This is a genomic window from Shimazuella kribbensis DSM 45090 (assembly GCF_000428065.1).
In the GTDB taxonomy this organism is placed as follows: Bacteria; Bacillota; Bacilli; order Thermoactinomycetales; family Thermoactinomycetaceae; genus Shimazuella; species Shimazuella kribbensis.
This window is the reverse complement of record NZ_ATZF01000011.1, coordinates 172,693-184,461: the sequence shown is the minus strand read 5'-3', so window position 1 is coordinate 184,461 and position 11,769 is coordinate 172,693. Positions and strand designations below refer to the sequence as shown.

At 39.3% G+C, this 11,769-nt stretch carries 17 protein-coding genes; 7 read left to right on the top strand and 10 right to left on the bottom strand.

The features are described from left to right. Both A3GQ_RS27860 and gerD read left to right on the top strand, forming a co-directional pair. Positions 1-347, top strand: a 347-nt coding sequence (locus A3GQ_RS27860) for a hypothetical protein (RefSeq protein WP_028777760.1), incomplete at its 5' end; no start/stop codon positions are given. Between the two features lie 213 nt (positions 348-560). Next, the gene (gerD, locus tag A3GQ_RS24545; RefSeq protein ID WP_051271863.1) at positions 561-1,211 is read left to right on the top strand and encodes a spore germination lipoprotein GerD; all 651 of its coding nucleotides are present in this window, start codon (positions 561-563) and stop codon (positions 1,209-1,211) included. Between the two features lie 30 nt (positions 1,212-1,241). Here gerD and A3GQ_RS0115035 read toward each other — a convergent pair whose 3' ends face one another. The 6 genes from A3GQ_RS0115035 to A3GQ_RS0115010 form a co-directional block, all read right to left on the bottom strand. Then, positions 1,242-2,309 (bottom strand): P-loop NTPase, encoded by a 1,068-nt coding sequence (locus A3GQ_RS0115035; protein ID WP_028777759.1) that lies wholly within the window; start codon positions 2,307-2,309, stop codon positions 1,242-1,244. A gap of 426 nt (positions 2,310-2,735) precedes the next feature. Then, on the bottom strand, positions 2,736-3,473 hold the full coding sequence (gene cwlD / locus A3GQ_RS0115030) for an N-acetylmuramoyl-L-alanine amidase CwlD (RefSeq protein ID WP_037465101.1): 738 nt from the start codon (positions 3,471-3,473) through the stop codon (positions 2,736-2,738). Between the two features lie 76 nt (positions 3,474-3,549). Then, positions 3,550-4,008 carry a hypothetical protein gene (locus tag A3GQ_RS0115025; protein WP_028777757.1) on the bottom strand — a complete coding sequence of 153 codons (459 nt, stop codon included), beginning with the start codon at positions 4,006-4,008 and terminating at the stop codon, positions 3,550-3,552. A gap of 116 nt (positions 4,009-4,124) precedes the next feature. Next, positions 4,125-4,448, bottom strand: a complete 324-nt coding sequence (locus tag A3GQ_RS0115020) for a hypothetical protein (RefSeq protein ID WP_028777756.1) — start codon at positions 4,446-4,448, stop codon at positions 4,125-4,127. An 85-nt stretch (positions 4,449-4,533) separates the two neighbouring features. Beyond that, on the bottom strand, positions 4,534-4,788 hold the full coding sequence (locus A3GQ_RS0115015) for a hypothetical protein (protein WP_028777755.1): 255 nt from the start codon (positions 4,786-4,788) through the stop codon (positions 4,534-4,536). 74 nt (positions 4,789-4,862) lie between these two features. Then, on the bottom strand, positions 4,863-5,159 hold the full coding sequence (locus A3GQ_RS0115010) for a hypothetical protein (RefSeq protein WP_028777754.1): 297 nt from the start codon (positions 5,157-5,159) through the stop codon (positions 4,863-4,865). A gap of 231 nt (positions 5,160-5,390) precedes the next feature. Here A3GQ_RS0115010 and A3GQ_RS0115005 point away from each other — a divergent pair, with 231 nt between their 5' ends. The 5 genes from A3GQ_RS0115005 (at position 5,391) to A3GQ_RS0114985 (ending at position 9,268) form a co-directional block, all read left to right on the top strand. Then, on the top strand, positions 5,391-6,692 hold the full coding sequence (locus A3GQ_RS0115005) for a helix-turn-helix domain-containing protein (protein WP_028777753.1): 1,302 nt from the start codon (positions 5,391-5,393) through the stop codon (positions 6,690-6,692). A 297-nt stretch (positions 6,693-6,989) separates the two neighbouring features. Further along, positions 6,990-7,373 (top strand): nuclear transport factor 2 family protein, encoded by a 384-nt coding sequence (locus A3GQ_RS0115000; protein WP_028777752.1) that lies wholly within the window; start codon positions 6,990-6,992, stop codon positions 7,371-7,373. 75 nt (positions 7,374-7,448) lie between these two features. Continuing rightward, positions 7,449-7,877, top strand: coding sequence for an SRPBCC family protein (locus tag A3GQ_RS0114995; protein ID WP_028777751.1), 429 nt, complete (start codon positions 7,449-7,451; stop codon positions 7,875-7,877). A 274-nt stretch (positions 7,878-8,151) separates the two neighbouring features. Then, the gene (locus A3GQ_RS0114990) at positions 8,152-8,892 is read left to right on the top strand and encodes an SDR family oxidoreductase (protein WP_028777750.1); all 741 of its coding nucleotides are present in this window, start codon (positions 8,152-8,154) and stop codon (positions 8,890-8,892) included. 4 nt (positions 8,893-8,896) lie between these two features. After that, positions 8,897-9,268, top strand: coding sequence for a MerR family transcriptional regulator (locus A3GQ_RS0114985; RefSeq protein ID WP_028777749.1), 372 nt, complete (start codon positions 8,897-8,899; stop codon positions 9,266-9,268). 95 nt (positions 9,269-9,363) lie between these two features. On the opposite strand, the gene A3GQ_RS0114980 is transcribed toward A3GQ_RS0114985, so the two are convergent. The 4 genes from A3GQ_RS0114980 to A3GQ_RS24540 form a co-directional block, all read right to left on the bottom strand. Continuing rightward, on the bottom strand, positions 9,364-9,999 hold the full coding sequence (locus A3GQ_RS0114980; protein ID WP_028777748.1) for a hypothetical protein: 636 nt from the start codon (positions 9,997-9,999) through the stop codon (positions 9,364-9,366). Between the two features lie 57 nt (positions 10,000-10,056). Then, positions 10,057-10,647: a DUF4309 domain-containing protein gene (locus tag A3GQ_RS0114975; RefSeq protein ID WP_028777747.1), complete on the bottom strand. Its 591-nt coding sequence runs from the start codon at positions 10,645-10,647 to the stop codon at positions 10,057-10,059. A gap of 405 nt (positions 10,648-11,052) precedes the next feature. Continuing rightward, the gene (locus A3GQ_RS0114970) at positions 11,053-11,505 is read right to left on the bottom strand and encodes a putative toxin-antitoxin system toxin component, PIN family (RefSeq protein WP_028777746.1); all 453 of its coding nucleotides are present in this window, start codon (positions 11,503-11,505) and stop codon (positions 11,053-11,055) included. Beyond that, positions 11,492-11,758, bottom strand: coding sequence for an AbrB/MazE/SpoVT family DNA-binding domain-containing protein (locus tag A3GQ_RS24540; RefSeq protein WP_037465093.1), 267 nt, complete (start codon positions 11,756-11,758; stop codon positions 11,492-11,494). The genes A3GQ_RS0114970 and A3GQ_RS24540 overlap by 14 nt, the downstream gene beginning before the upstream one ends. Between the last annotated feature and the right edge of the window lie 11 nt (positions 11,759-11,769).

The window sequence follows — 11,769 nt, the reverse complement described above, 5'->3', positions numbered from 1 at the left end:
CGGCTCCGTACCAGCCTTTCGCCAACGGTGGTGACCCCGCCCAGCGTCCGGCTCTCGCGGCTCCGCACCAGCCCTTCGCCAACGGTGGTGACCCCACTGGGCGTCCGGCTCACGCGGCTCCGTACCAGCCCTTCGCCAACGGCGGTGACCCCGCCCAGCGTTCGGCTCATCAGAGTGGCTTCGTGAACGGCAGCAATCCCTACGGAGATCGAACCTTCAGCTCGGCGCAGGACGAACAGGGCAGCCCCTGGTTCAGCCGATCCAAGCCCGAGGTGACGCCCACTGACATCCAGAAGGTGACACACACAACCATCATCCCGGTCGGCGCAAACAGCCGCACCCAGTAGATTCCACTGGTGGCGGAGACAGGATGCTTCATCCCTGTCCCCGCCGCCCCGAGCATATAATGAGTGACCCATAGATCAAAGACCAAAGCTTATCCATCGGCTTTGGCCTTTTTTATTCCCAAAAAGAAACAATTGGAAATACTGCTTTCTTCGCATAATACCTGCTTTTTCATCTCATATTAAGCAGTAAACAGTGTTGTCGGAGGAATTAGGATGTATCGAAAATATATGACTTGGCTCTTGTTGTTGGTCTTTGGACTTACAGCCTGCGGTCAAATGAAATCACAGCAATCTCAGCAACAAATCGAATATCCTCAAATGAAACAAATGATGCTCGACATTCTCCATTCCAAAGAAGGAGAAAAAGTGTTTCAAGATGTACTTAGCACTCCAGAAGTAAAACAACAAATGCTGATGGACGACAAGAAAATACAAGAGATGATGCAAAAAGCTTTTGCTGATCCAAAAATGGAAAAGAAATTAGAAGAGATGATGGCTAAGCCAGAGGTGGCGGAGAGTTTTTCCAAAGCGACAGAAAAATCACAGCAAGCACTGATGAAAGCATTGATGAAAGATCCAGAGTACCAGAAATCGATGATGGATATTTTGAAAGATCCAGAATTTGAAAAACAACTGCTACAGTTAACGAAAAGCAGTGAATACCGCAAAGAAGTGATGAAAGTAATCGCCGAATCGCTGCAAATCCCGACAATTAAAGAAAAATTAATGAAACTCTCCAAAGAACAGCAAAAGGACGGAGAGAAGAAAAAAGAAGGCGGTAAAGAAGGCGGTAATCAAGAAGAAGGCAGTGGAGAAGGCGAAGGAGAGAATTCAAGCGAAAGTGCCTTTGCTCCCTCTCGATAAAAAAACAAGCCGAGAAAACTCGGCTCGTTTTTATTCTTTTGAAATTACATTTTCCGCTAATTGGTCATATAACTGCCCAATAGGGTGCTTAGCATCATAAATGGATGGCGAGAAATGTGGATCATTTGGGTCCCCTGCATCAGGAGCCCGAAGTGGAATCTGTGCTAACAAATCTACTTTTAACTCTTCTGCTAACTTTTCTCCTCCTCCACGCCCGAATACATAATCATGCTCTCCGTCACGTGTCTCATACCAGGACATATTTTCTACTACACCCAAAAGCTCGTGTTTGGTGGTATGTAATGCCATCGCACCGGCGCGAGCAGCAACAAATGCTGCTGTAGCATGAGGCGTTGTCACGATGATTTCTTTGCTCTGTGGGATGATTTGGTGTACATCTAATGCAACGTCGCCAGTACCTGGTGGCAAATCTAGCAACAAATAGTCGAGTTCACCCCAGTGGACTTCATGAAAAAAGTTACGCAGCATTTTACCGAGAATCGGACCGCGCCACACAACAGGTGCATTGTCATCAACAAAGAAACCCATTGACATGACTTTTACCCCAAAACGTTCTACTGGTAAGATGGTTTCATCGATCACAACAGGTCTTTGTTCAATCCCCATCATATCAGGAACACTAAACCCATAAATATCTGCGTCGATGATCCCTACTTTTTTTCCAAGCCTAGCCAAAGAAACCGCAAGATTGACCGTCACCGTAGACTTTCCAACACCGCCTTTGCCACTAGCAACCGCAATAAACTTGGTTTTGGAATCCGTAGATAGCAAGCCAGAAGTACCGGTTTGCTGCTGCGGATTACGCAGCTTTTGTGATAGGGCACTGCGCTCTTCATCTGTCATCGATCCAAAAGTAACATGGACTTTTTCTGCCCCAAGTTCCTTGATCGCATCTTCCACATCTTCCCCAATTTTCACCTTTAAGGGACATCCTTGTATGGTAAGGATCACATCAAGGGAAACCGTAGTTCCATCGATCTGGATATTGCGAATCATATTTAATTCAACGAGGCTTCGATCTATTTCTGGATCTTTTACCTCTCGTAATGCCTCTAACACCTGCTCCGCCGTTATCATGGAAGTGGACACCTCGTTTAACTCCACCCAATTGGTTTATGGGATGTATATATTAATCGTTTTTCATTATAACATTGCTAGCGAAAAAACCCCTAGTATCAGTTACGGGAGATGAAAACATTCTCTAGAAAGGAAATCACCCCATAATAAATTTATTTTTTCAGAAAACACCTTTACAAACATACATTCTGTGTTTAGAATGCTATTCGTTGCTCTTTGAAAAATGGATAGTATATAGGGTTGTGCAAGCTAATCGTCTTGCATGTAAAATGCTATACGTACCTAAAAAGCTAGACTGAAATGCGAAAACCAAGCAGTAAGTCTCGTCTTTATTGTAGCAACAAAAACTCTGGTAAACCGTGGGGCTCACGGGGTTAGCTTGGTAATGAAGTAGTCGTTTGACTACAGTCCCAAGAATTCCCTTCCTTAAGGGTTGGGAGAGGTCAAATCGGAGTGATAGGCTAAAATGCCATAGTAGATAGAAGCAGCAATTTTTCGCTGGTATTTTTCATCCCGCAATAACTGTGCCTCTACTGGATTGCTCAAAAATCCTACTTCCACTAAAGCCGTAGGAACTGGAGAATATTTCAAAAGATATACATCGTTTTTTGCCTTTGCCACACGATTGGTATTTTCGAGATTATGAACCATTTCCGTTTGGATATATGTGGCTAATTTTTTATTGGCTTCTCGCGTTGGATTGTAAAATGTTTGTGCTCCACGAGATTTGCCTGGAAATGCATTTCCATGAATACTAACAAAAAGATCTGCATTCTCATCGGTGACCAGCTTCAAACGCTGGGTAAGATCTCTTGCTTTCCATCTGCTCTTCCCATTACCCGGGCCAGCTAAATCCATATCTGACTCACGTGTCAATACGACATACGCCCCACTCTGTTGTAAAAAATCACGCAAATAAGCAGCTACTTTTAACGTGATCTCTTTCTCTGCCAAGCCATCACGGCTAACTGCCCCGCCATCGATTCCTCCGTGACCAGCATCGATCACAATTACTTTACTTGCCAGAGGCATCGTCCATGTATTCCAAGACTGCTGCATATCTAAGTGAAACCACATAGGTATAGTCAAAAATCCAAAGAGGAACGATATCGCTAACCACAAAAATTTTTGCTCTCGCATCGATTCATGAAGTTTATCCCACATAACCCTCACCGCCCAGATTCTCACTATTATTCCTAATGTGTATGCATGCAAAGACAGGCATATCACCTATCTATGATCATCTCTTTTGACATCGCCTGCACTCCATTTCTACACCTTGACAAAACCAATGGATGACAAGTCCTTCTCCTAAAAGATAAATCTCTGTCAGTGATCGTTCATCTAACCAATGTTCCACTGCAAACTGGGCTAAACACGATTTGACTAAATCATATCCATCTTCCGTGAAATTTTTGGAATAGATGCGTTCCCAAGGATCATCTGAACTTTGGTGCATACGAATAGCACGCGCTGCTTTTGCAGATCGCATTCCCCATACATAGGCGTCGTATACCAACCGATAAACAGCTTCTAACACGATATTTTGTTTCACACGTGACCAATAACGAACGAGCGGAAAGACTTGTTTCTTTTTAATCTCATCCATCTCATCCCATGGAAAGTAGTTGAGTGCCCGATCACGTAGTCCTTCTTCATACGCTGCTCGTAATGTTTCAAACGGAATAAGTCTCCCCATGTAACGGCTCCTTGTCTCTTGTTACTTCCATTGTCGACAAGAGGCAAGGGGAAATATACTTCTTTTATAACAACAACACCCCTCTACCTATAGCCGTAGAGGGGTGTGATGGCTGGCTACTCTTCCTTCCAACCATAGATGACAGTTTGTATTTCAGGTGGAAAGTCCCATACTTTCTCCACAAAGGCTTCATAAGCTTGTTCGGCTTCGGAAAACTCCCCTGTTTGCAGGCCATCCATCTGCGCCTCGAGCAGCTTCTTTTGTAGTCCCGTCTGATGTTGAATGGCCAAATTCAAACGAGTACTTCGTCCACAAACTTCTTGGTAGCGACGAAAGATTCTCCTGTACTCCTTTTGAAGATCGGATATTTCATCAGGAGTTGGTACAGCTACGAGTTTTACAACAGGCATGCGTAGTTGCTCGCTTTCAAAAACTAGCAAAGACTTGATTTCAATCCTATTTTCCCAATTATCACACTTTTATTGTGCGCCCTCCCCCTACTTTTTCAAGTAGAGGGGGTTTTTTCTATGCAAGCTTCCAGAAGCGCTGAATCTGGCCCTCTGGGACAGATCGAGTAATCGCTTGGAGCACGGCATAGTAGTGGGAGCTAGTTTCCATCATGGCTTTTTGCGCCTGCTTGAGTTCATCATCCGCAAGCCCGTTGATCCTTCTCTGCTGACGACAGAGTTCTTCTGTCATTTCCTTATAGATGGCACCATACTGTTCGGCAATCTGCTTGACCTTCTTGCCATCCTTGAACCTCTTGATCAGCTTTCTCATTTGTCTCTTTCTCGAAGTAGGATGAAACATCAGCCATGATGACAAAACTATTATAATTTGAATAATATTCTATCTCAAGAGAATATATCATAATTTCGGCCAGTGATCGTTACACTGCTCCCTACCTTCTGCACCTTGGCATCTAGTAGCTCGATGACCACATTTTTCCGATCTGGTGTTACTAAGTGTACTTTGTGTAACGTACGCAATGATGGTTTTAGTAGATTTGTTGTCACCTCACAACGCAGGGAAAAATACTCATATCCCTTCTCTTCTTCTTGCTCTACGACCTCAAAATAGGGCTGTTCCCCAAGATACTGAACAAACGCTTGCACTTCTGCTGTTTGCCCTGTGACTTGCAATTGAATCAATAGAATGACCTCCTAAAAAAACAAAATATTTGCAAACACATCATCGCATAGTATAATAAATTTTACCAATAATGAAATTAATTTGGATAATCAATAACTCCCTATGAATTTCGTTAAAATTCGGGGATAAAGACCAAATTTCAATGAAACTTCTTTGTAAACAGCATACGTTTCATTGAAATCACCTGTTTGCAACACAAACTGTATGAAAAATTTTTTTGAGGTGATGAAATGAAAGCTCATCTCTATGTTTCAACGGAACTAGCAACGGAGTTACGAGAAGCGAGAAAGAAAAAGGGCTATCGCCAAGAAGATCTTGCATTAGAAGGATTTCTATCCACAGGTACCATCAGCAGAATCGAGCGAGGCAGTGTGTCTGTCAGTAGAGAAAAAGTTGTCTTTTTAAGTGAGCAGCTAGGAGTGGAAATACAAAAATACCAAGCAATAGAGGAGGGAGAAGATCCAGTTGATCTATCCCTAAAACTTTTGTCCATCGAAAATCATCTGAATATGGTCTCCCCTGATGAAGCATGGGACGAGCTTCGAAAAATTCATCCAGAAACGGAATATCATCGGGTTTGGGCACTGTATTTGAAGGGGAGATATTGGGAAAGGAAGGGAAAAGCGGAGAAAGCAAAGGTTATTTATTTACAAGTAGTTGAAAATGATGATCCTGAACTTCGAAAATATAACTTCATTGCTGCAAGTTATCATGCTTTAGGTAGAATTTGCTTCTACGAAGATGAAATGGAAAAGTCTCTAATGTATACAGATAAAGGATTAGCTAAATTTTATCAAGATGGCGACAGGGAGCATATTTATCCCTTTTTATCTATCAGTAAAGTGCTTTATTTGGAATGCCTCAATCGCAACGAAGAAGCATTGTTAGAGCTAGAGGATTTATGGGCAATGCGGGACAACATTACCAGTAGAGAAGTTATTCTTAACATGTATGAAATGAAAACAAAAATCTTAACAAAATTGCATAGGTTTGAGGAAGCAATAAAGTTAGCCACAGAAGGTCTTACAATGGCTAGAATAAATCGTAGATATTCTCATGCCAGTTATCTATGGATAGCCTTAGGTAATTGCTACAATCAGCAGGGGCATTTGCAAAACGCAGAAACTTGTTTTCATTCTGCTGTCAATATGATTGATAAGATACAAGATAAATTTCTCATTATTGAAACTTATACTGAAATGGGAAAGCTATATCAAAAGACAAACCATCCACAGAAAGCATTGAACATGTTTTCATTAGCTGTTCGTACATCCAGAAAAAGCTCTAATCAACTTAGATTAGCACACTCACTAGAATATTTAGGAGACTACTATATTCAACACGAAAAAATAGAAAAAGCAAGAGCTGTTTATGAAGAATCATTAGATATCTATCAAAAACAAGAAAAATTCCGCCATATTAAACGCTTACTAATAAAAGTTGCAGGATGTTATCGTCAATTTGATCAAAAAAAATACTATCATTTATTAGATCAACACTACCAAATATATCTTCATGGAGAAAGGAGTTAATCAGTATGAACTTTATTATACCTCCAGAAGATTAATTGATGATGATAAAGGCTAGACACCTTAAATCTATTAGATGAATATCATCATATATACAGTGAAGACAGGAGGTAAAAAATGAATCTTCCAGGCCCACCAGATGAATTATAATTCTTTTTAATTCATAACTAAAAAAAACCGAATTGACTAAATATTTCATTTCAATTATAGTAGGATAAATTCCTATTCTGATAACAAGTAGTGCTCGTATGCATACTTGTTTATCAATCATGTATACCTATTTATGATGGGAGAATGTTCATGGACAACAGCAAAGAAAGAAACCTCGTACAACAATATGTGGACGCTTACAATGCTTTTGATATCGATGGTATGGTAGCCCTATTGCATCACGATGTGGAGTTTCGAAATATTTCAAATGGAGAAGTGGAAGTAGAAACAAAAGGCAAAGAGGATTTTCGTCAGTTGGCAGAGGAATCAAAGAACATCTTTTCTGAGCGTTGTCAAACCATCAAACATTTTAATTTCATAGAGGATAGAGTAGAAATCGAGATTGATTATGAAGCAATTTTAGCAGTCTATCTACCTATTGGGCTAAATGCTGGAGAAAAACTGCAACTTCAAGGAAAGTCTGTCTTTCAAATCAAAGGGGATAAATTTGTACTCATAGAAGACTACAGCTAATGAAAACACTACGAAATAAAATGTTATTATCATATATAACAACTACATTGGATTGATTTTGAGGAGGAATTTTTTTTGCTAATAAAGTCCACCTACGAGATAAAAGCACCCATCGAATTTGTATATGATAAAATGACAAACGAAGAAATCATGAAACAAGTTATTCCCGATCTTACTTCCCTCTCTTTAAAAGAAATAAAATCCGGTTCCTCTTATACACTATATACTCGTAATAGAAATATAACAGTGGATATTGTAGAAGTACAACCCCCTCGGTATACTCATGTTCGTTTCCCACAAGGCGGTTGGATCATAAATGCTATTGATCGATTAGAATCAACAAAACAAGGGACTCACATTAAAACAGAGATTAGCATGGAGACAAAAAACCTCCTAGCTCCTCTCTTTACACCTGTCTATTATGTAGTTATGTATGCCTATGGCAAATCCTTAGCTCAACGCTATACAAAGGCGATTGAACAAGCATATGAGAACAGGGAATAGCACTCTTAGATTTTGGGGTACCCGAAAAAATACATGATTTCCCCTGTGACATCTTCCTTAACACTATCAAAGGAAAAATTACATATAATTACATTTAGAAAACCAGCTTATCTTTCAAAGCTGGTTTATTTTTTGAGCATTTGGGTGTAGGGAGTTCGTTTTCCTATCTACTTATATGCATTATCGGATATGACAATTTTAAATAAAAAAATGCTTGATCTAGAGTTAACTCAAGGTACTACACTAAAATACATCACAGAAAAGAGGTGCAGATATGTTACATGTAGAAAATAAAGTAGTTATTTTAACAGGTGCTTCTAGTGGCATTGGTGAGGCTACTGCTAGACTTTTGTCTCAAAATGGTGCAAAAATGGTTCTGGCAGCTAGAAGAGAAGAAAGATTGCGTTCTCTTCAAAGAGAATTACAACAAGAAGGGGGAGTAGTAGAATACAAAGTTACCAATGTTTCATCTCAAAACGAAGTAGAAGATTTAATCCTATATACAATTAATAAATTTGGTCACATAGATGTTTTGATTAATAACGCAGGAATCATGCCACTGTCATATTTACATGAAAGAAAAGTCTCTGAGTGGGATCAAATGATAGATGTAAATATGAAAGGAGTTCTATATGGAATTGATGCAGTACTTCCCCATATGCGACAACAGAAAAAAGGGCATATTATAAATGTTTCCTCTGTTACAGGCCATATTGTCAATAAGACATGGGCAGTTTATTCTGGGACAAAGTTTGCAGTAAGAGCGATCACAGAGGCACTCAGACAAGAAGAGGCGAAAAATAACATTCGTACTACCATCATATGCCCTGGAGGTGTGAAGACGGAATTAACCAATACTATTTCAACAGAATCGATCAAGAAAGAAATAGATGATAATATGGATATAGCGCTATCTCCTAACGCAATAGCAAATGGAATACTTTATGCTCTGTCTCAACCAGAAGAAGTAGCAGTAAATGAATTGATTATCAGACCAACAAGACAGGAGTTATGAAGTCATGGGATATACAATTGGAGAGATTGCCGAGACTACTGGATTATCCATCCATACGTTACGTTACTATGAAAAGGAAGGTATTATGCCTTCTGTTAAACGTAATAACAGTGGGATTCGAATCTATGAGAAAACAGACTTGGAGGTTCTCCAATTTATACGTTGCCTCAAAGAAACAGGTATGCCTGTAATAGACATAAAGAAGTTTGTAAATCTCCTTGTACAAGGGGATCATACAATAGAGAATCGGATAGACTTATTGCAAAAGCAAAAGGAAAACGTTCAATCCCAAGTAAATCAATTGATGTCATATATTCAGATGTTAGATGGGAAAGTACAGCTTTATAAAACAATATTAGCAAACAAAAACGAGTAACATGAATAAATTGGTCTTTTCTCACTCTACGTTCCCTTTTTGAAACATATATCATGAATTAAACCTCCCCATCACTAGGATGAAAGGAGGTTTCTCTATTTTCCACCGTGTGGAAGCTTTGTTTCCCATAAAGTTTTCGCATGAGCACCATTTACACCCATCTTATACACGGTTAGACGATCCATCGATTGCAAAGGGGAAATAGAATACTTCTGCCATATTTCTTGAATATCAAGAAGTATTTCTGTATGACTTTTTGTTATATATCTTCCCAGTGTTATATGTGGCAAGTATGCCTCACCCATATATCGATAGCTGTATGTCAGGTGATTGTATTTTTCAAGTGGAGACAGATACATGAGATCATCTGCTTGTTTGGTTTCCTCTGTAACAACCATATCATCTATTAACAAAGTGCATGCCGTTTGATGAAGAGATAGTAACCAAGGCTCTTTCTGACACAACAGAAAAAACCATCCCAATCCTTTATGGATGAAATCGGTAAAAGTAAGCGATATATCTATATCTTCTATTTGTTGCGACAATATTTGAGCTGCTTTTTCATAGTCTAACTCTTCCTGAAAATTCCCTTGGAGAATCGTCACATGCGGTAGATTGGTTTCCATCGAAAAGCTGGGTTCTAGACTATATTTTTGCTTAATTTTTGACTGAACTTCTATTACTTGCTCCAAAAAGAGCGGATTTGGAATGAGAGCAAAACCAATATTCACACAGCCTCTCTCCTTTTCTCATTATGCTATCGAATTTTCACGCAAAAGGAAAGAAAATCATTGCAAATCAAATAACTCCAGTATGGTATTATGATACTGCTTTTCTTCTTGCAGATTTTTGTACTGATCCAAAACAACAATTTGTTTGATCGTATCAGGATTCTTTCCACTTTTATCGTAGTAGAATGAGAACATGAGCAATTTTTTCCCACATTCATATGTGGCATAGACTCCGTCCTCTCCCCTAGTTTCTTTGGCAGGTTCACCCAACGTTTTTATCACTTCATTATAGGTAATATTTTTATAGTTTGTATCATAGGAAACAATGTGAGTGACAATACCTTTGGATAAGAAAAATTCGATGTTTCGTTTGCTATAGGTATAGGCCTCTTCACTTGAGTTATTACTATCAGGCTTTCCCCATTTATTCTGTATATCTTCCCCTTTGGAGCCTACCGCGAAATTTTCGCTATTGATAGTCTTCCCTTGTCTTGCAAGCTGCTCTGTTTTTTCGATGATACGTCTATGATCTTGTTGTGCTTGTACATTCTTGGAATCTAATGACGCATAAGTCGGAGTGGACAGGTTTGTAATTGCTGCACCCACCATCAGAGTAGCGGCAATTACTATTTTTGTGATTCTTTGCACAATAAAACCCCCAATACGAAGTTGAGTTTTCTCATTCATTATACCTTATATCGAAGTATCCATTTTTCCTTTTGTGTCCATTTTAGAAAGTAAAAGACATAAATAAGATAAATTAGATACTTCATATTTAAGTATTAAGTGGTTATGGGATGGATTGAATCAGACCATTCATCACCTGCTTTTACACTTTTCCTTTTTATTTTAGTACGATAAAATAAAAAAACGCTCCATGGGAAATGAGCGTTTTTTCTTAGGTCGTATCATCCTTGTATTTCGCATGATGGAATATCTGATTATTTCGTTAATTATAACAGAAAAGGGTATCAGAAGAACATCTACTTATGTCCCCTATAAGTACAGGATGGGAAATCCATTCTTCTTTGATACGAATTACATATCCATTTGTTAAGAACGGGAATCATATTTTAATAAAAAATCGTTTGCGGTCATGACTGTAAAAACTTCTTTTACTTCTTTCGTATGAAAATGTTTTTTATCATGGGAAACAATGATATCGGATTTGCCAAGCCATGCACCTACAAAAATGATGACATCGTCCGGATCTTTGATATAGGGTAGTTCTTTCACCACTTCGTGATAGGCAGGTTCAGAAGGTGTTGGAGTGGGGATTAGTTCATATTCAAGATAACGAAGCATTTTGCTAACCAATGGAATCGCTTTTGGAAAACGTCTAGACAACACTTCATCGATCTCCTCTAGAACAGCAGTGGAGAGTAACAGGGTATGATGGTTCTGCACTACTTCAAGGAAATAACGCATTCTTTGACTCTTAAATGCCAGCAAAGAAATAAAAATATTGGTGTCGACATAGACACGAAGTTTTTTATTCGCCTCCATGGCGTTGTTCCTTTCTCACTTTACGCCATTCTTCTAGCAAGACGTCCTCTGTAATCCCTGATTTTTCGGCTTCCGTATTTATCTCATCCAAAACAGAAAATAGAGCTTCCATTCGATTGACCTTCTTTAGGATGATCTCTCCTTGTTCATTTTCTAGAAAGTCAAGTATGTCTCCCGGGGCGAGTCGAAGTTTATCTCGGATTGCTTCTGGTACAATGATTTGATTATTGGCACTCAGTTTCGCTCTATCCAAGCATATCTCCT

Excerpts from the sequence above, each read along its gene's own strand:
- gerD (WP_051271863.1), top strand. The coding sequence starts at position 561 with ATGTATCGAAAATATATGACTTGGCTCTTGTTGTTGGTCTTTGGACTT.
- A3GQ_RS0115035 (WP_028777759.1), bottom strand. The coding sequence starts at position 2,309 with ATGATAACGGCGGAGCAGGTGTTAGAGGCATTACGAGAGGTAAAAGAT.
- cwlD (WP_037465101.1), bottom strand. The coding sequence starts at position 3,473 with ATGTGGGATAAACTTCATGAATCGATGCGAGAGCAAAAATTTTTGTGG.
- A3GQ_RS0115025 (WP_028777757.1), bottom strand. The coding sequence starts at position 4,008 with ATGGGGAGACTTATTCCGTTTGAAACATTACGAGCAGCGTATGAAGAA.
- A3GQ_RS0115015 (WP_028777755.1), bottom strand. The coding sequence starts at position 4,788 with ATGAGAAAGCTGATCAAGAGGTTCAAGGATGGCAAGAAGGTCAAGCAG.
- A3GQ_RS0115005 (WP_028777753.1), top strand. The coding sequence starts at position 5,391 with ATGAAAGCTCATCTCTATGTTTCAACGGAACTAGCAACGGAGTTACGA.
- A3GQ_RS0115000 (WP_028777752.1), top strand. The coding sequence starts at position 6,990 with ATGGACAACAGCAAAGAAAGAAACCTCGTACAACAATATGTGGACGCT.
- A3GQ_RS0114990 (WP_028777750.1), top strand. The coding sequence starts at position 8,152 with ATGTTACATGTAGAAAATAAAGTAGTTATTTTAACAGGTGCTTCTAGT.
- A3GQ_RS0114985 (WP_028777749.1), top strand. The coding sequence starts at position 8,897 with ATGGGATATACAATTGGAGAGATTGCCGAGACTACTGGATTATCCATC.
- A3GQ_RS0114970 (WP_028777746.1), bottom strand. The coding sequence starts at position 11,505 with ATGGAGGCGAATAAAAAACTTCGTGTCTATGTCGACACCAATATTTTT.